Genomic DNA, 18,081 nt, shown 5'->3' with positions numbered 1-18,081 from the left:
CACGATACCTACTAGATACGCACCCCAAAGCTCTACCCCTCATCAATTTTGAAATTTTTTCCGGCCTGAGCCTTTTCGCGCAAGGAGCCGGCGGGCCCCTCCCTCGGCTTGCTTATGAAATGACATGATTAAGTGGGTCGGCACAGCTTGGGGGCGCGACCGACTTGAGCCGCTCAATGCGAAAGTATCTGTTCGAGAAAGGTCCGTGCGCGTTCGCTTTTCGGCGCGGCGAAAAAATCTGCCGGCCTTGCGTCTTCGATGATCTGGCCCTGATCCATGAAAAGCATGCGATCGGCCGCCTCGCGCGCGAATCCCATTTCGTGCGTCACGCACACCATCGTCCGTCCTTCGCCGGCAAGGGACGTCATCACATCGAGTACCTCCTTGATCATCTCGGGATCGAGCGCCGATGTCGGCTCGTCGAAGAGAAGAATCCGGGGCTCCATCGCCAGAGCGCGGGCTATCGCGGCCCGCTGTTGCTGCCCTCCCGAGAGCTGCCCCGGATATTTGCCCGCCTGGTCGCCAATCCTCACCTTGTCCAAATAGGATATGGCGCGCGCCTCCGCCTCCGGAAGAGACAAGCCGCCGAGCAGGACGGGCGCGAGGGTGCAATTCTCCAGCACCGTCTTGTGCGGGAACAGATTGAACTGCTGAAAAACCATGCCAATGGCGCGGAGCGCCGCAACGGCCTCTCGCGACGCGTCGGTTATCCTGGTTCCCTCGATCAGGACGGCACCGGAGTCGGGCACCTCGAGCCTGTTCATGCAGCGAATGAGCGTCGATTTGCCGGAGCCTGAAGGGCCGCAAATCACGATCCGCTCGCGCGGGGCGATTTCGAGGTCGATCGAGCGGAGGGCATGATAGGCGCCATAATATTTGTCGACCTGCCGCAAGCTGACGGCCGCGTGGCCCGAGGCATCGGTCATGACGCCTGCCCCCGGCCGCGTATCGCCCGTACCCGCGCGAAGGCTGCGGCGAGGTCGGCGATCAGATCCTGCGGCGCTTCGAGGCCGGCGTGAATACGGATCAGCGCCCCATCTGCCTCGCCATTGGGAAAATCGCGGATCGGAGCGGGCCACGCCGGAACCGCGAGGCTTTCGAAGCCGCCCCAACTCGAACCGAGCTGGAACAGCGAGAATTCGTTGAAAAAGGCGCTGGTTTCCGGAGGGGTAAGACCATCGAGCTGAACACCGAACAATCCGGACGCTCCGGTGAAATCCCGCTTCCAGATCGCATGGCCGGGATCGGAAGGATGGGCCGGATAGCGGACCGCGACCACTTCGGGTTGCTGGGCGAACCATTCGATCAGCGTCGCCGCGGTACGCTGGTGGCGTTCAAGGCGGGCATCGAGCGTCCTGATGCCCCGGTGGACGAGATAGCAATTGTCGGGACTCGCGCAGTTGCCCCAGCGCGCCGCCGCATCCTTGAGCTGGCGGTAGACGGCATCGCTGGCGGCGGTCATCGTGCCGAGCAGACAGTCGGAGTGCCCCGAGAGATATTTGGTTGCCGAAGCAAGCGAGATGTCGACCCCATGGGCCAACGGTTTGAAGAAAAGCGGCGTCGCCCAGGTGTTGTCGAGAGCGGTCAATATGCCCCGGCTGCGTGCAACCGCCGTGATCGCGGGGACGTCGATCATATCGAATGTCTGCGAGCCCGGGGTCTCCATGTAGATGAGCCGGGTGTTGCTGCGGCACAGCCCGGCAATCTCCGCTCCGATATCGGGCCGGAAATATTCCACCTCGACCCCGAAGCGCGCGAGAACGTCGGTCAGAAACTTGCGGGTCGGCCCATAGACGCAATCCGCAACGAGCAGATGATCGCCCCCGGCCACGAAAGCCGTGAGGGCTAGCGCGATCGCGCTGGTTCCAGACGAGGTGATGACGGTGGCGCAGCCGCCTTCGAGTTCGCTGACGGCCTCGGCGAGCGCAAAGGTCGTTCGCGTTCCGTACAGGCCATAGATGACCTCATCGTAGAGACCCTGGTGCCGGTCCATATAGGCCTCGACGCTGCCGTAGATAATGGTGGAGGCTCGATCGACGGGCGGATTGATGAGGCCCCGCTGATCGCGCGGGCGGGGACCGCCGTGAACGGCACGCGTCGGGTCCTGCCAGGCGTGCCCTTTCGGGCTTGCCGGCTCCCCGGGCCATTTTCTGTCGTGATTATCCTGCATAGTTTAGTTTCCGTTCGATCTTCATGCTGAGCCGGGACAGGGAGAAACAGAGGAGGAAAAAGATTGTCCCGGTAAAAAGATAGGCTTCGGCGAAATAGGGTCGCCATTGCGCCTCGACGTAGGAGAGGCGGGTCGTCTGCAACAAATCGAAGACGCCGACGATGAGGACGAGCGTCGTGTTCTTGACCTCGCTGATCGAAGTGTTGACCAGCCCCGGCACGCTGACTTTCAGCGCCTGCGGCAACAGGATATGGCGCCGCGCCTGCCATTTGGTGAGGCCAAGAGCATGCGCGGCCTCGGCTTGCCCGACGGGAACCGCCAGCAGGCCGCCCCGGATGACCTCGGCCATATAGGCGGCAGTGAAGAATATGAGCGCGAGCTGGACGCGCGGCAGGCTGTCGATCGAGAGATAGGAGGGCACGAACAGCGGGAACAGGACCGCAGCGAGGAAGAGCACTCCGATCAGCGGCGTTCCGCGAACCAGCTCGATGAAGGCGACGCTCGGCCAGCGAATGCCGCGCCGCGCCGACCTGCGGCCGAACGCGAGGAGTATAGCCAATGGAAAAGCGCCGACCACCGCAAGGCTCGCGAGCAGCAATGTGACCGGCAGGCCGCTCCACTTCTCCATCGGGACATAGGAAAGGCCCGCGAATCCTCCTCGTAGCAGAAGTACCGCCACGGCGATTGCGCCGAGCCAGACAAGCCCGAGGCGGCTGCGCCAGAATCGCGGGACGAAGGAGAAGGCAAGGCATGAAAGCAGCGCGGCCGCCGCTGCTGCGGACCGCCACTGCTCGGCTTCGGGATAGGTGCCAAACAATATCAGCCGCGCATTTTCGCGGAGGAATGGCCAGCAAGCACCGCTGGCCAAACGGCAATCGGCCGCGCCCCCGGCGAAGGTCGCGTCGAACAGCAGCCACGAGAGCCCCTTGCCGGCGAAAGCCGCGGTCATGGCGAGGATCGCGATGGTGAGTATCGACTGGCGTCCTCCTCTGAACAGATTGCGCCGTATCCACGACGGCCAGGCGGTCGCCGAGCGCAGCGGAAAGGGTTCGAGGGGCGCCGACTGGATGCTCCGGCCGGGCTGCCCGGCGACGCTCCAGCCCAACTGGCGGGCATAGAGGCCGGTGACGAACGACAAGGATAGCGAAAGCAGCAGGAAGGTCGCGACGATCAGGCCGACGCCCTCGATCGCCTGCCCTGTCTGACTGATGACGGTATCGACCACCGAGACAAATTCGGGATATCCGATCGCGACCCCCAGGGAGCTGTTCTTGATCGTGTTGAGATGCCAGCTCGTCATCGGCGGTATGGCGATGCGCAGCGCTTGCGGCATCACGATCCGTCCCATTGTTTGCGCGGGCGACAGGCCGAGCGCTTTGGCGGCCTCGCTCTGCCCTGCGGGAACGGCGAGGATCGCGCCGCGGAATATCTCGGCCAGATAGGCCGAGGCATAGACCGAAAGGCTGGCGACCAGCGTCAGAAACTCCGTGGAGAGCGACAATCCGCCGACGGTTCCGAAGCGCCCCGCCCGCGGCAGATCGATCCCGCCCCACAGCAAGAGCGGCACCAGGGAGATGCCGGCGAAGGCCAGCGCAGTGCGCGTGCGAACGGCTCCTCGCCGCACGGCACCCAGCAGGATCGCACAGGCGACGATCGCGATGAGAAAGACCGGCCGTCCCGGATCGGCCAAGGAGAGCGCGGGGAGGTGCAATCCCCGATTATCGAGGTCGAACGGTCCGACGGCGCCCGGGCCGGGTCCGGGCAGACCGAACAGCAGCGCGGCGTACCAGACGAACATCTGGAGCAGCAGCGGAATATTGCGAACCAGCTCGATATAAAGGCCGGAGAGCCTCGCAAGCAGCCAGTTGGACGACAGGCGCGCCATGCAGACCGCGAGGCCGAGCAAGGTCGAGAAGATGATGCCGAGCGCCGATATCAGGAGCGTGTTGAGAAGACCCACCGCCAGCGCCGCGGCATAGGAATCGCCCGGCGCGTAAGCAATCAGCGTTTCGCCAATCGCGAAACCCGCCCGGTCGAACAGGAAACCGAACCCCGTCCGGATGTTTCGGTCCGCGAGATTGTCCGCCAATGTCGCAAACAGGCCGTAGGCGACCACAAGCCCGCCCGCGATCAGCAGCCAGGGTAACGCAGCGATGGCAAGCCGCCTGTGTTTATGAGTCATCGCATCGGCAACGGGTAGATCAGCCCGCCGTCCCGATAGAGCTTATTCTGTCCGCGTTCGACGCCGAGCGGCGTAATGTGCCGGTCGAAGATTTCGCCATAATTGCCGGTCGCCTCGATTGCCCGGTACGCCCAGTCATCGTCAAGGCCGAGCGACTTGCCGAATCCGGGCAAGCCGCCGAGCATCTTGCGCACTTCAGGGTCGCGCGAGGCCATCCGCATGCGCGCGGCATTCGCGCGGGTGACCCCCATTTCCTCGGCAGCGAAGAGCGCGTTCAGCACCCATTTGTTGATCTCGTACCATTGCTCGTCGTCGCTGCGCACGACTGGGCCGACCGGTTCTTTGGTGAGCCGCTCGGGCAGCACCACATAATCGTCGGGATGCGCGGTGTCGGCCAGGCGGATCACCGTCAGCGTGAAGGCATCGGTGGTCATTGCGTCGCACCGCCCGGCAAAGAAGGCGAGCTTGGCTTCCTCGGGATTCTCGAACACGACGGACTGGAAACGCAGCCCCTTGCGCTCGAAATATTCGGCGGTGTTGAGTTCGGAGGTCGTCCCCTTGGTGATGCAGATCGATGCGCCATCGAGATCCGTCGGAAGCCGCACACCCGATCGCCGGGGCACCAGGAAGCTCTGCCCGTCATAATACATGGTGCCGACGAAATTCACCCCGAGGTCGGTGTCGCGCGTCAGCGTCCATGTCGTCGTCCGCGACAGGACGTCGGCCTCGCCCGTCTGCACGATCGTGAAGCGCTTGTTCGAGGCGACCGGCATGAACCGGACCTTGCGGGCATCGCCGAGGACCGCAGCGGCGAGCGCCCGGCAGTAATCGACGAAGAAGCCCTGCCAGCGTCCGCGTTTGTCGAGATAGGACATGCCGAGCTGCCCCGTATGAATTGCGCAATTGAGCGTTCCGCGCGCGCGAATCCGCGCAAGCGTCGATCCCTTCGCCGCGGCGATTTCATGCCCACCGGTGCCGGCGGGCTCGCGGCCGCAGCCGCCGAGTAACAGGGCGCCTGCGGCGAGCAGCGCCGGTAACCAGCGGCGCGATGCGTGCGACCTATTCATAAACGAGGCTTTCAATGCTAGCGCCATAAGAAATAGCTATAGGGAGCGATGTCCGATGAACCTGCGTCACCTCGAAGCCTTCAGGGCCGTGATGCTCTCGGGATCGGTCACCCAGGCCGCGCAGTCGCTCAACCTGTCGCAACCCGCGGTGAGCAAGATGCTTGCCGAGCTCGAGCATCAGCTGGGCTTTCAGCTCTTCCTGCGTTCGCGCGGCAGCGCGCTCACCGTGACGCCCGAAGCCGACGCCTTTTTCTACGAAGTCGAGCGGAGCTTCTCGGGCATTGCGGCCCTGAAGCGGGTAGCGGAAGACATCCGCAACATGGCGACCGGCACGCTCCGGATCGCCGCCCTTCCGGCGCTCGCGGTCAGTTTCCTGCCGCGTGTGATCGCGGCCTTTCGCGAGACACATCCCGGCGTCACCGTTCAGCTCCAGACCCGCAGTTCCTCGACGGTGCGGCAATGGATGGCGAACCAGCAGTTCGACATCGGGCTCGCGACGCCGGCGCGCGAATTGCCCGGCATAAGGATGGAGCGCTTCCTGCGCTGCCCCGGCGCCTGCGTTCTCCCTGCCGGCCACCGCTTGGCCGTCAAGGACGTCATCCGGCCGGCCGATCTCGAGGGCGAGCCCTTCATTTCGCTCGCGCTCGAGGACGGCGTGCGTCACCGCATCGACCGCATTTTCGAGGACGCGGGCGTCCACCGCGAGATGGTCATCGAAACCCAATATGCGATGACCATCTGCGCGCTTGTCATGCAGGGGGTCGGATGTTCGATTCTCAACCCCGTGACCGCAGCGGATTATGCCGAGCGGGGCCTTACGGTCCGTGATTTCGCGCCGGAGGTCCATTTCGAATATATGCTCTTCACGCCGAAGTTGAGGCCGATGTCCCAAGTCGCTGCGGCCTTTATCGCGGTGCTCGAATCCCACCGCGACGCGATGTTCGGCTCCGACGCCAGCTGAAGACACAAGACGCCGCACGGCCCTCACGGCCACCGATCAGAAGGAGGCGGTCGCGCGGACGTACCAGAAGCCCCCGTTGAACCCCGTCGGCGCGAAGCGGAGATATCGGATCCCGTTGTTGATCTGGGATTGCCGCGCCTCGACGTCGGGGTAATTGTCGAAGATATTCTCGCCGCCGACCGCGAGCTTGAGCATGTCGCTAACCTTGTAGGACAGCTCGAGATCGACCAGCAGTTCGGCGCCGCCCGTCTGGTCGGCAGCCGGTGCGGCGCCATAGTCGGTCCATTTGCCATAATAGTTCGCGCGCGCGACGAAGCCGAAGCGCTCGCCCGCATAAGTGAAGGACGCATTGCCCTTCCACTTCGGAACGAAGCCCTCGAGTTCGAGCAGCCGCTCGCGGTCCGCAGTGATCACCGGCGAGGCCTTGATGACATCGGTTTTGGTATAGTTGCCGTTGAGGCCGAGCGTGGCCTTGCCGTCGCCGAGGTCGAAGCCCACGGTGAGCACCGCATCGACGCCCTGGGTGCGGCTGTCGAAGGAATTGGTGAAGAAGCTCACCTGCTGGAAGGAATCCCCACCGGGAATGCCAAGCGCCGCGAGCTGCGCACGCTGCGCCGGGGTGAGATTGAAATTGCCCGATACGGCGATCCGGTCTTCGACCTTGATGTTGAAATAGTCGAGCGTGAAGGTGATGCGATTGGAGGGCTTCACCACGATGCCGCCGGCGACGTTGAACGAATTCTCGGGCCGAAGCGGCGTCGCGCCGAAGAATTGCGCCACCGGATTGTTGGGCGCGATAATGCCTGCGGTCAGCGGCGCCCCGGTTATCGAGTCGATGTTGGTCTGGACCTGCGAGGCGTTCGACTGGCCCGGCGTCGGCGCCCGAAAGCCGGTGTTGACCGATCCGCGCACCGCGAAGACGTCCGAGAAATCATATCGCCCGTTGATCTTCCAGGTGAATTTCGAGCCGAAGTCCGAGTAATTCTCGTAGCGGCCGGCAAGGCCGAACTGGAGCGCGTCGGTGAGATTGCCTTCGAGCGACGTATAGGCGGCCCAGTTGCTGCGCGCGAACTCGCCCGCCTGGATGGGACTGAAGCCCGGGAAGCCGTTCGAGCCGACCGGCAGTCCGACGCGGTTTCCGGTATCGGGATCGATGACCGACGCGAAAGGACCAACCTGCCATGATGCGATGTCGCCGGCCGTGATCTCATATGTCTCGCGCCGATACTCGAGACCGCCTGCAAGCGTCAGCGGATCGGAGGTGCCGATCGCGATGGGGTAAGTGAGATCGAGATTGAAAGCGAGTTCGCGCTGCTCGAGCTGCCCCGGCTTGAAGGAGGTCGGCGACGCGAGGCCAAGCGACGGATTGACCGTATTTTCGATCCGGTAGGAAGCATGGTTCTGACCATAGGAAGCGCTGAGGTCATAGGTCAGGCCCGAGGAGAATTCGCCCTTGAGGCCGGCCGCCAGCGCCGCATCGGTCACCGTGGCACCGAAATCCGGGGTGAAACCGCCGGGAAAGAGCTGGCGGAAGCTGAACCGCTGTCCTCCGGGCGTATTGGTGAGCGGAATCGAGGTGGAAATGAAGCTGGCATCGGGGTTGCGGTAAAAGAAGGCCGTCGTGCCGCGGCTCCAGCTATAGTTGCCGAAGGTGTAGAATTCCATCTCGTCCGACAGTTCGATGCCGGCATTGACGAAGATGCGCGCCGCCTCGGATTCGGGATTTCCCCAGCGCTGCGCCGGGACCGGGACATCCTGAACGCCGGCATCGATGAGCGCCTGCGCGTCGGGACGCTGAATGCCGCGCGACGTCGTGCTGGCGTTCACATATTCGCCGCTGATGTTGACGAAACCGGCGTCGGTGAAGGGAAGCCCGACATTGCCCTGGACGAGGAAATCCTCGCCGTCGCCCTTATAGAATTGGCCATAGCGGGCGATCAGCAATCCGCCTTCGCGGTCGCGGCGCAGACCGAAATTGAGGACGCCGGCGATCGCATCCGATCCATAGAGCGCCGACGCGCCGTCACGCAGAACCTCGAGCTGGCCGATCGCGATCGACGGGATCGCCGAAAGATCGGGTCCCTGCGATCCCCGGATATAGGGAACATTGGTGAACTGGACCGTCGCGCCGCGATGGCGCCGCTTGCCATTCACGAGCACCAGCGTCTGGTCCGGCGGCAGGCCGCGCAGCGAGAAAGGCCGGGTAAAAACGGCGCCGTCGTTGCTGACGAGGCGCTGGACATTGAGCGACGGGACCTCGGTGCGCAGGAGATCATTCATGTCGGCCGTGCCCTTTTCGAGCAGTTCGGCACCGGTGATGATGTCGATCGGCTGAGCGGAATCGGCCGCCTTGAGATCGTTCCGCCGCGTACCCGTCACGACGATTTCGCCCTGCGACGCGCCTGGCCCCGGCGCCTCTTTGGCGTTATCCTGCGCGAAGGCGGCGGCGGCCGACATGCCTGCCAGGACGGCGATAATCGAGCCACTCGTGCGAAGCAATTTTCTCATGGTCCCCTCCCATTTGCGAAAGCTCTCGGCTTCGCCACCGAGCTATCTTCGCGGCCTTGGCATGACCAGAAATAATCACCACTCATCGCTATAAACGAGATGGTTATTCCATATGGTTATATCTCTCGCTGCGGCATCGAGCAGCGCCCGACCGCGCGGCATGCCGGGCGCGGCGATGCCGGACACTTCGCGCAGCTTGTCCTCGACCGCCCGGGCGACATGCCGCGTCGGCACATGCTCCTTATTTTTTGTCCATATCGTGCCCGGCATGAGGATCGGGTTCGGGTTCGACAGGTTTCGGCGCTTCCGGCGCGGCCTTTGCCCGCGGCGGCACAGCGGCCTTCGCGGCGGGTTCTTGCTTGGGGCGGGATTTCTCCGGAGGCATCGCTTCTTCGGTCGGCGCCGCCGGGGCAGACGCGGCGGGCGGCTCGTCCGCTACGGGCATGGTCTCGACCATTGCGGGCGGCTCACCGGCAGTGACCTCACTCTGTTCCGGTGTGACGTCGCTCTGCTGCGCGGGCTCAGTGCCGCATCCTGCCAGAGCAAATATCAGCGCGGCGGCGCTCGCTAGGGGAATGAATCTCGTCATATCTGTCTCCTCTTCGTGTCGGCAGGTCATGCGCGGAATTCAGAAACCTTGCCGTCGCTGCCGAATGCCATCACTTCGAATGCGTCCGCGCTTCCGTCCGGCATTTCCATTCCCGGAGAACCGCGCGGCATGCCGGGCACGGCGATTCCGCGAATGTCGCGTGGCTTGTCGTGGAGGAGTCTCGCAACATGCCGCATCGGCACATGACCCTCGATCGCATAGCCGCCGATCACGGCCGTGTGGCACGACGCCAGCTGGCCAGGCACACCATATCGCGTCTTTACGGCGGCCATGTCAGCGCGGTTCTCGACAGTCACATCATAACCGGCCTTGCGTGCGATATCCGCCCAAGCTTCGCAGCAGCCGCATTCGGGATCGCGATAAACGAGCATTCGCTTGGGGCTGGACGTCTCGGCGCCCGGCGCGGGCGCCGCGCCATTCTTATCGCTGGTCGCCGCCGGGCCCGAGGCAGAATTGCATGCCGCAAGCGCCATCCCCGATCCGACCGCAATCAGGCCGAAAAGATGACGGCGCGTCATCAGATTTTTCATGTCATTTCCTCGCGAGAATGGATTTCATCTGTTCGATTTCGGCCGCCTGCCCCGCGATGATGCCGCGGCAGAGTTCGCGTATCTCGGCATCTTTGAGAGAAGCCTGTTCACACATGAGGATCGCGCCCGAGTGATGCGGGATCATCGAACGCAAGAAGGCCGTGTCGCCGATCGTCGTCTGTGTCCGGATGAGCCCGAAGCTCCCGAAGAAGGCAACTGCCGATCCCAGCAGCAGGAACGTATTGAGACGTTTCGACGGGAACATGCCCGGCATTGCGACGATCATCAGCACGACCATCGGCGAGACCATCATCAGCGTCATGTAGAGCATGTTGAGATTATTGTAGAAGCTCGAGAGGCGGTCGATCATGACGAACATCACCAGATACATGATGACGCCGCTGACGATCGTCTGCAGCGCGAGGCTGCGATAGGCTGGTTTCACGGCATTTCTCCTCGACGTGTCGCCACCCCGCGAAACTTCTAGAACCAGGCCCGCACCCCCATCACGAAGCTGACGCCGCTCGCATCCTCGCCCGCGGCGCGGGCAAAACGCGCGGTATCGCCGACCTTGCGCGCCCATTCGACGCCGACATAAGGCGCGAATTCCTTCACGACCTCGTAACGCAGGCGAAGCCCGAGCTCGAAATCCGAAAGCCCCGAACCAACGCCGGTCTCGGGGACATCCTGGAGCGCAAAATTGACCTCCGCCATCGGCTGGAGGATCAGTTTCTGGGTGATGCGCTGGTCGTAATAGCCTTCGAGCCGGGCGAGCAGATCACCCTTGTTCGAAAGAAACAGCGCGCCCTCGACTTCGAACCAATAGGGGGCGAGCCCCTCGAAGCCGATCGTCGCATAGGTGCGGTCGGGGCCGGGCCCAAGATCCTGCCTGATACCCGCCTGCGCGTTGAAATAGGGTCCGATCGCCCGGCTGTAGAGCGCCTGTACCTCGGCGCTCTCGATGCCTTCGCCGAACACGCCCTCGCCTTCGCTCTTGATCGTCAGCCGGTTAATGTCGCCGCCGTACCAAGCCTCACCGTCCCAGCGGAACCCGTCGCGGCCCTTGCGCGCCTGATATTCGGCAAGGTTGAAGCTGATGAAAGCGATGGTCTGCGCACCATTCTCTTTCATCATGTCGTGGCGCGAATGCTCCATTTCGGCTTGGGGATAAATGCGATCGGCATACCAGTCGCCGGGAGGCGCAGGCGCGGTAGCATCGCCCGGCGGCAAATCGGTGCCGCTAGCGCTGCTCGTGGTCGCCATGCCTTCCATTCCCGCCATCGCGTCCGCAGATCCGCCCTTCGGGGTGCAATGGCCCATTTTGGCATGTTCGGGCGGGCAATCGGGATCGGACGGCTGCGGTGCGCCATGATCCATCGCACCCATGTCCGAAGCGCCCTTGCCTGGAGCTTCCGCCTCAGGCGTACAATGACCCATCGCCGCATGTTCGGGCGGGCAGCTTGAAGCCTCGGGTTCCATGTCCATGCCCTGCATGTTCCCATGGTCCATCTGCTCCATCGACCCTTCGGCGGGCGCTTCGGGCGCGGACTGCGCTACGGGTGCTGGCGTTGGCGAGGGAGCGGGTGTCGGCGCGGGCGCCGCACCATGCATCGAATGATCCATCGACTGCGCCGCGGCGGGCACAGCAAAGGCCAGCGGGGCGATACCCGCGAGGAGAAGCGCGACCCGGGTCATTCGCCGTCTCCCTTCGGACGGACGCTGACGACGCGCATCATCCCCGCGTGCATGTGATAGAGAAGGTGGCAATGGAACGCCCAGTCGCCGAGCGCGTCGGCGGTGAAATCGAAGCTCGCGATGCCGCCCGGCTGGACAAGCACCGTATGCTTGCGCGGCGACCGGTCGCCCTTGCCCGTCACCAGTTCGAAAAAATGGCCGTGGAGGTGGATGGGGTGGCTCATCATCGAATCGTTGATGAGGTTGATCCGCACGCGCTCTCCCTCGATGAAGGGGATGGGCTCGTGATAGTCGGACATCTTGATGCCGTCGAACGACCACATGAAGCGTTCCATATTGCCGGTCAGATGGATGTCGAGCGAGCGCGAGGCGGCGCGGGTATCGGGGTTGCGCTCGAGCGCGACAAGGTCATGGTAGGTCAGCACCTTGTGCCCGACATTCTCCAGTCCCTGCCCCGGCTCGCCCATGCGATCCATCGGCATCGGCGAGATCGTCTGAACGCTGGGATCGCGCTTGACCTGCGGCGCGACACTGAAGTCGCGCATGCTGTGCTGCATGCCTCCGCCAGATCCATGATCCATGCCCGCCATCGCGCCGCTTTCCCCCGCTGGCGTACAATGGCCCATCTTGGCATGTTCGGGAGGACAAGAAGGGTCGCTCGCCGGCATGGGCATGGCGCCCATATCGCCGCCCGAATGGTCCATACCCGCCATCGCGCCGCCCGACATGTCGCCCATGCCCATGTCCTTCATGGTCGCGAGCGGCCGTTCGCGGAGCGGCGGCACCTCGGCGACCATGCCAGCGCGCGGTGCGAGCGTCGCGCGTCCCATGCCCGAGCGGTCATTGGCCTCGGCAACGAGCGTATAAGCACGGTCCTCGACCGGGGTCACGATGACGTCATAGGTTTCGGCGACCGCGATCTGGAACTCGTCGATTTCGGTCGGCACGACATTGAGCCCATCAGCCTGGACGACGGTCATCCTGAGGCCCGGGATACGGACGTTGAAGATCGTCATCGCCGACGCATTGACGATGCGCAGGCGTACCCGCTCGCCGGGGCTGAAGAGCGCGGTCCAGTTGTCGCGCGGACCATGGCCGTTGACGAGGAAGGTGTAGGTCGAACCATTGACGTCGGCGACGTCGGTCGGGTCCATCCGCATCTTGCCCCAATCGATCCGCTCCTTGAGCGGTTGATCCTTGCCGGCAAGCAGGCCCGCCAGCGTCTGGCGCTGCATGTTGAAATGGCCGGGATTGACCTTGAGCTTGCGGAAGATCGCCTCGGGCGACAATTGACTGTGGTCGGACAGGACGACGACATGCTCGCGGTCGTAGCCGATCGGGTCGGCGCCCGCGGGATCGATGACGATCGGGCCATAATGGCCGAGCTGTTCCTGAAGCCCCGAATGGCTGTGATACCAATAGGTCCCCGATTGAACGACCGGGAATTCATAGACAAACTTCGAGCGCGGCTTGATCCCGGGGAAGCTGACGCCGGGCACGCCGTCCATCTGGAACGGCAGGATCAGGCCGTGCCAGTGAATCGAGCTGTCCTCGTCGAGATCGTTGACGACGGTGAGGCGCGCGTTTTGTCCCTCCTTCAGCCGGACGAGCGGCGCGGGCACGGTGCCGTTGATCCCGATCGCGCGACTGACCTTGCCGTCGATGCGCATCGTCTGGCGCGCGATGCGCAGCGTTATGTCATTGCCGGATACGGTCGGAAGCGGCGCGGTGATGCCGGACGACACCGGCTGGGCCCAGGCCGGGAACCATGCGGCCATCGCCGCAGCAGCCCCTCCACCCAAAGCTCCACTGACGAACCGACGCCTTTCCATCTGCATATTCTTTCCGACCGTTACTGACTGTTCCTAAAGCTATACGCAGGCGGCACGCCTGCCCCTCAATAAAAATGCCGGACGATGAGGAGATGCCGCCTGAACGAGCGGTCGAACCCTCAACCCTCGGCGCTCGCAGATGTTCCCGCGAGCAATTCCCGGAGCCTGGTCCGCGCTCGATAGAGGCGCGTTTCGACTGTTTTCTCGCTGACCCGCAAAATGACCGCTGTTTCGGCCTGGCTGACCTCGTCGACACCGCGGAGGAGCAACACTTCGCGCAAATTCTGCGGCAGCTGATCGATCGCCCCGCGAACCCTGGCGAGCTCTCGCCTGTCGGTCGCCGCGGAATCGGGCCCAGGACCATCGCTTGCTACGTGATGCGCATTTTCGAGCGGGAGCGCGCGGGAGAAAAAGGCGCGCACCTTTCGCCGTCGTGCCCAGTCGCGACATTTGTTGAGCGCGATACGGGCGATCCATGTGCGGAAGGGGCGTTCGCCATCATAGCGATCGAGCGCCGAAAAGCCGGAGACGAACGTCTCCTGCGTCAAATCCATCGCCTCGTCGGCATCGCCGATCTGCTTTACGATGAGCCGGTAGACGCCCGTTTTGTAACGGCGCAGCAACTCGCGATAGGCGTCTTCGCGGTGCGCGCGCGCAAAGGCCGCCAGATCCTGGTCGCTACATTGCGATAGGTCGGCGCTCACCGCGCATCGGCGGTCAGCGCCTTGACCACGCTTTTGTCGAACATTTCCGCTTGATCGGGGTTGAGAACCCCGCGCATCGCGAAGAGATGCTGGAGCGTTTCCTTCTGCAATGTCCCCATCACCTCATGCGTCTCGTCGATCGCCTCGGTGACGCGCGGTCCATAGCCATGCTCGGCTTCGATCGCCTGCGCGAGCCGGACATTGGCGGCGCGCATCTCGAGTTCGAGCGCCTGGCGGCGACCGGCGAAGTCGGCTTCGATCCGCTCGAGTTTCGTTTCCTGCTCCGGGGTCAGGTCGAGTTGGCCGTGGAGAAGCGCATGAAGTTCGGTTTCGCTGGCTTTGGGCGCATCGGCTACCAGACGGCCGATGAACACGCCGGCAATCGCCGCGGCGAAGGCAATGAGCCCCAAGAGAAGAAGACGGCGCGACGGCATCGCTACTGTACATCCAGCAAGGTGGAAGGCACCAATGCGCTAGGCGGGCCGAATGGGGTCAGGGGGCTTGCCGCGACCGCCGGCTGGGAAATCGCACTCCCCGCAAAGACACCGCCGCCGAGCGAGACAAAGGCCGCGAGCGCCATCAGGCGGCGCATCGCTACCGCTTCGCGCCGGCGGATCGCCAATGCGCCCATGATGCGATCATCGAGCGCATCGAGCGCTGCGGGCAGATCGATCCTGTTCAAAATGCGAAGCTCCTTATCCATCGATCGTCTCTTCAAACCTTTCCATCATTGTACATACGCGCCGAAGCGCCTCACCCCTCACACCAGAATATTATTCCGGAATATTTGAGGGCCATGCCGATATCCTGCGTATTAGCAGGACAGACACGCATTTGGAGGTGTTCATGTTCAAGTCTCTTCTCCCCTCTGCAGCGGCGGCTTTCGCTCTGCTTCTCATGCCGGCCACGGCAAGCGCGCACACCAAGCTCGTCAGCTCGACGCCCGCCGCCAATTCGACCGTTTCGAAGGTCACGTCGGTCAATCTTCAGTTCAACGAAAAGATCGTCGCCTCGACCCTCAAGACCGAGCTGGTCATGACCGGCATGCCCGGCATGGCCAATCATGCCCCGATGAAGGTGCCTTACTCGTCGATGATGGGCAAAGAGGGCAAGTCGGCGATGCTGATGCTCAAGCGGCCGCTGACAGCCGGAACCTACAAGGTCACATGGTCGGCGGCGGGCGCTGATACCCACCGCATGGGCAGCGAATTCAGCTTCACCGTAAAGTAAAAGACGGTGGGGGACCCCGTTCTGATCGGCATCAGGTTCGCACTTTATGCGGACCTGATGCTCATCGCCGGCCTTGCTGCGTTCCCGCTTTTTGCGCTGACACGGAGCGAACGCCTTGCGCCGCAGTCGATGATGGCCTCGATCTGGCGCGCAGAGCGATGGCTCTGCGCCGCCGGACTGCTTCTCTCCATCTTGGGGATGGGCGTGCTCGCGGCTTCGATGCAGGGTGTGGGGCTCCTCTCCCTGGAACTCCAGCCTTTTTGGGACCTTGTTCGCGAGACCGAGGTCGGCACAGCCTGGGTCTACCGGAGCGCAGCGCTGCTGCTCGCGCTGGGAGTCGCGATCTGGATGGTCCGCTGGCCGACAACTTCGGCCGCCGTACTCGCGGCCGCGGGCTCGGTGGCCGTCGCGAGTCTGGTCTGGTCCGGCCACGCCGGCGCGACCGAAGGCGCCGCAGGCACCGTGCACCGGATCAGCGACATCTTGCACCTGATTGCAGCGGCGGTCTGGATCGGCGCGATCGGCGCCTTCCTGATCCTGATCTCACCACGTCGTGTCCGCGAATGGCCGGGCGGACTCCAAATTGCGGCGCGGAGCCTCGATCAATTCTCGCGCGTCGGTACGATCTGCGTCCTCGTCATCGCCGCCACCGGCCTCGTCAACAGCCAGATGATCGTCGGCGCCGAGAATCTCGGCCGTTCCCTCGGCTCGCCCTATGGACAATTGCTTCTCGCCAAGCTTGCGCTGTTCGGACTGATGCTGGCGCTCGCGGCGGCGAACCGCTGGCGGCTGACCCCGGCGCTCGCGGCCGCCGTCCCGGGGACCGATACCGACAATGTCGACGCCGACCCCGACCTCGCGATTGCAGCCATGCGCAGAAGCCTCATCATCGAAGCGTCGGCCGCGCTCGCCATACTCGCGCTGGTTGCCTGGTTCGGTACGCTCGAACCCTTCGTCACCGCCGATCCGGTTTGACCCCAAGCACCGCCTCTTGGTCGGGTTCGATCATGCTCGGGACCGGCTGGGCGCTCATTGACGCGCGCATCGGGAGCAGCCGTCCCCATAACCATGTGGCGCACCAGATCAGCCTCGCCATCGAACGCGACCTCGAAATTTCCGGTGATGCCGACCTGATAGTTCCCGCCGGACACGCCATTGCGATAGCGTCGCATGTCCGGCACCGCCTCGGGCCGCCGGGCGCCCTCGTGCGGTCATTTTATCTCGACCCGCTTTTTCGTGCCGGCACCCGGCTGTCCGCCGGATCGGCGCCTGTCCTGTTGACGCCGATAGAGACAGCCGGACTAGGTGACATCGCAAGCGGCGCGGACGCGAAGCGCTGGGCGTCCGACTATCTCGACCGCTCGCAGGCGCGTCCGGTGGATGCCCGCCTGTCCGAAGTGCTCGCGGCCCCTGACGATTTGTCGACCGCGCGCGCCTTGGCCGACGTCGCCTGCCTTTCGCCCTCGCGCCTCCGCGAAATCGTCAGCCGCGACTTCGGCGTGCCTCCGGCCAAATTGCTGCAATGGCTCCAGCTTCAACGCGCCGTGCGGACGCTGGTCGGCGGCGGAGGTCTTGCCGACGCCGCGGCGGCGGGAGGCTTCGCCGATCAGTCGCACTTCACGCGCCGCTGCGCTCAATGGCTAGGCGTGACGCCTTCGGCCGGCCTTAGTGCCTTCGCGTTCGAAATCGTGCCCTGAGCCGGATGCGCCTCGCACCGCGTCGCCCCGGCGAAACATTCAAGACTGCCGCGCCTGTTTGCCCTTAAGCGTCTCGTCGAGACCGGCGATTGCGGCCGCAATCCGGCGGCAAGCCAAAGCGTCGAAAGGAGACGGCCATGCCCGACCCGAAACCCGTAGCAAGATCCTACACGCCAGCGGCAGGATATCACTTCCTGACGCCCTTTTATGATTTCGGCGTCGCGGTGACAACGCGCGAGCGCGTGTGGCGCGACCGTCTCGTTCGCCATATGGCGCTCGGCGAGGGTGACGTCATTCTCGATATCGGCTCGGGTACGGGAAATCTTGCGCTGGCGATCGCTCGCCATAGCCGGGACGTCCGCTATCTTGGTTTCGACCCCGACGAGGCAGCGACGCGAATTGCCCGAACGAAGACCGCGCAGATTGTTCCACCGCCGGAGTTTCGAGTTGGCTTTTTCGCGGCTTCGGCGATCGATGACTGGCCCCCGCCTGCCAAGATTGCGATCTGCCTCGTCCTTCATCAGGTCGGGCTTGAGGAAAAGGCACGTCTGCTACGCGAGGCCCGGCAGGTGCTCGCGCCGGGCGGCAAACTCTATGTTGCCGACTATGGGGAACAGCGCAGCCGCCTCATGCGGTTGTTGTTCCGCCTCACGATCCAGCAGCTCGACGGCGTCCAGGACACCCAGCCCAACGCCGATGGATTGCTCCCGGTGCTGATGAGAGAGGCAGGCTTTTGCGATGTTCGCGAGCTTGAGACGTTCCGCACGCCAACCGGTGCGATCGGGATCATCGAGGCCCGAAAGCCCGGGACCTGACGGCACGGGGCAAAGAAAATCCAAGGGATAACCGCTCTTCTTGCGTATCGATAGAAGCGGCTCCATTCTGGAACCGCCAG

19 protein-coding genes are annotated in these 18,081 nt (G+C 63.7%); 5 read left to right on the top strand and 14 right to left on the bottom strand.

The annotated features are described in order from the left end of the window. Window positions 1-173: 173 nt before the first annotated feature. Genes ATE62_RS00810 through ATE62_RS00795 form a run of 4 tightly spaced genes read right to left on the bottom strand, consistent with a single transcriptional unit; the run spans window position 174 to window position 5,419 of the window. The gene (locus ATE62_RS00810; protein ID WP_037553304.1) at window positions 174-926 is read right to left on the bottom strand and encodes an amino acid ABC transporter ATP-binding protein; all 753 of its coding nucleotides are present in this window, start codon (window positions 924-926) and stop codon (window positions 174-176) included. After that, window positions 923-2,170 carry a cystathionine beta-lyase gene (metC, locus tag ATE62_RS00805; RefSeq protein ID WP_037553302.1) on the bottom strand — a complete coding sequence of 416 codons (1,248 nt, stop codon included), beginning with the start codon at window positions 2,168-2,170 and terminating at the stop codon, window positions 923-925. Before metC ends, ATE62_RS00810 begins: the two co-directional genes overlap by 4 nt. Continuing rightward, window positions 2,160-4,352: an ABC transporter permease subunit gene (locus ATE62_RS00800; RefSeq protein ID WP_223181174.1), complete on the bottom strand. Its 2,193-nt coding sequence runs from the start codon at window positions 4,350-4,352 to the stop codon at window positions 2,160-2,162. The genes metC and ATE62_RS00800 overlap by 11 nt, the downstream gene beginning before the upstream one ends. Continuing rightward, window positions 4,349-5,419 carry an amino acid ABC transporter substrate-binding protein gene (locus tag ATE62_RS00795; RefSeq protein WP_003046368.1) on the bottom strand — a complete coding sequence of 357 codons (1,071 nt, stop codon included), beginning with the start codon at window positions 5,417-5,419 and terminating at the stop codon, window positions 4,349-4,351. Before ATE62_RS00795 ends, ATE62_RS00800 begins: the two co-directional genes overlap by 4 nt. 55 nt (window positions 5,420-5,474) lie before the next feature. Between ATE62_RS00795 and ATE62_RS00790 the strand changes: the two genes are divergently transcribed. After that, on the top strand, window positions 5,475-6,380 hold the full coding sequence (locus tag ATE62_RS00790) for a LysR substrate-binding domain-containing protein (RefSeq protein ID WP_003046376.1): 906 nt from the start codon (window positions 5,475-5,477) through the stop codon (window positions 6,378-6,380). 36 nt (window positions 6,381-6,416) lie between these two features. Here ATE62_RS00790 and ATE62_RS00785 read toward each other — a convergent pair whose 3' ends face one another. The 10 genes from ATE62_RS00785 to ATE62_RS00745 all read right to left on the bottom strand — a co-directional run bounded on the left by ATE62_RS00785 (window position 6,417) and on the right by ATE62_RS00745 (window position 14,962). Continuing rightward, window positions 6,417-8,888, bottom strand: coding sequence for a TonB-dependent receptor plug domain-containing protein (locus ATE62_RS00785; protein ID WP_003046379.1), 2,472 nt, complete (start codon window positions 8,886-8,888; stop codon window positions 6,417-6,419). A gap of 75 nt (window positions 8,889-8,963) precedes the next feature. Next, window positions 8,964-9,122: a hypothetical protein gene (locus ATE62_RS00780; RefSeq protein ID WP_231292907.1), complete on the bottom strand. Its 159-nt coding sequence runs from the start codon at window positions 9,120-9,122 to the stop codon at window positions 8,964-8,966. 7 nt (window positions 9,123-9,129) lie between these two features. Next, window positions 9,130-9,477, bottom strand: a complete 348-nt coding sequence (locus ATE62_RS23100; RefSeq protein ID WP_003046382.1) for a hypothetical protein — start codon at window positions 9,475-9,477, stop codon at window positions 9,130-9,132. Between the two features lie 26 nt (window positions 9,478-9,503). Continuing rightward, window positions 9,504-10,028 carry a DUF411 domain-containing protein gene (locus tag ATE62_RS00775; protein WP_003046385.1) on the bottom strand — a complete coding sequence of 175 codons (525 nt, stop codon included), beginning with the start codon at window positions 10,026-10,028 and terminating at the stop codon, window positions 9,504-9,506. 1 nt (window position 10,029) lies between these two features. Then, complete coding sequence (locus tag ATE62_RS00770; protein WP_223181178.1) at window positions 10,030-10,419, bottom strand: DUF305 domain-containing protein; 390 nt, start codon at window positions 10,417-10,419, stop codon at window positions 10,030-10,032. Window positions 10,420-10,511: 92 nt separating this feature from the next. After that, the gene (locus ATE62_RS00765; protein ID WP_003046391.1) at window positions 10,512-11,723 is read right to left on the bottom strand and encodes a copper resistance protein B; all 1,212 of its coding nucleotides are present in this window, start codon (window positions 11,721-11,723) and stop codon (window positions 10,512-10,514) included. Continuing rightward, window positions 11,720-13,555 carry a copper resistance system multicopper oxidase gene (locus tag ATE62_RS00760; RefSeq protein WP_374046507.1) on the bottom strand — a complete coding sequence of 612 codons (1,836 nt, stop codon included), beginning with the start codon at window positions 13,553-13,555 and terminating at the stop codon, window positions 11,720-11,722. Before ATE62_RS00760 ends, ATE62_RS00765 begins: the two co-directional genes overlap by 4 nt. 119 nt (window positions 13,556-13,674) lie before the next feature. Further along, window positions 13,675-14,259, bottom strand: a complete 585-nt coding sequence (locus ATE62_RS00755) for an RNA polymerase sigma factor (RefSeq protein WP_003046398.1) — start codon at window positions 14,257-14,259, stop codon at window positions 13,675-13,677. Next, window positions 14,256-14,693, bottom strand: coding sequence for a periplasmic heavy metal sensor (locus tag ATE62_RS00750; protein ID WP_058806629.1), 438 nt, complete (start codon window positions 14,691-14,693; stop codon window positions 14,256-14,258). The genes ATE62_RS00755 and ATE62_RS00750 overlap by 4 nt, the downstream gene beginning before the upstream one ends. Before the next feature lie 2 nt (window positions 14,694-14,695). Further along, window positions 14,696-14,962 carry a hypothetical protein gene (locus ATE62_RS00745; RefSeq protein ID WP_003046403.1) on the bottom strand — a complete coding sequence of 89 codons (267 nt, stop codon included), beginning with the start codon at window positions 14,960-14,962 and terminating at the stop codon, window positions 14,696-14,698. 143 nt (window positions 14,963-15,105) lie between these two features. On the opposite strand from ATE62_RS00745, the gene copC reads away from it, so the two are divergent. The 4 genes from copC to ATE62_RS00725 all read left to right on the top strand — a co-directional run bounded on the left by copC (window position 15,106) and on the right by ATE62_RS00725 (window position 18,001). After that, entirely contained in the window at window positions 15,106-15,489 is a 384-nt protein-coding gene (copC, locus tag ATE62_RS00740; protein ID WP_011542702.1) for a copper homeostasis periplasmic binding protein CopC, read from the top strand. A gap of 6 nt (window positions 15,490-15,495) precedes the next feature. Next, entirely contained in the window at window positions 15,496-16,464 is a 969-nt protein-coding gene (copD, locus tag ATE62_RS00735; RefSeq protein ID WP_003046408.1) for a copper homeostasis membrane protein CopD, read from the top strand. Window positions 16,465-16,496: 32 nt separating this feature from the next. Continuing rightward, window positions 16,497-17,186, top strand: coding sequence for a helix-turn-helix domain-containing protein (locus ATE62_RS00730; protein ID WP_003046411.1), 690 nt, complete (start codon window positions 16,497-16,499; stop codon window positions 17,184-17,186). Between the two features lie 137 nt (window positions 17,187-17,323). Further along, window positions 17,324-18,001, top strand: a complete 678-nt coding sequence (locus tag ATE62_RS00725; protein ID WP_003046415.1) for a class I SAM-dependent methyltransferase — start codon at window positions 17,324-17,326, stop codon at window positions 17,999-18,001. Window positions 18,002-18,081: the final 80 nt, after the last annotated feature.

Origin of the sequence: Sphingopyxis sp. HIX (genome assembly GCF_001468285.1) — a bacterium.
GTDB lineage: Bacteria > Pseudomonadota > Alphaproteobacteria > Sphingomonadales > Sphingomonadaceae > Sphingopyxis.
The sequence above is the reverse complement of the archived record's forward strand: the minus strand, read 5'-3'. Positions and strand labels throughout refer to the sequence as shown.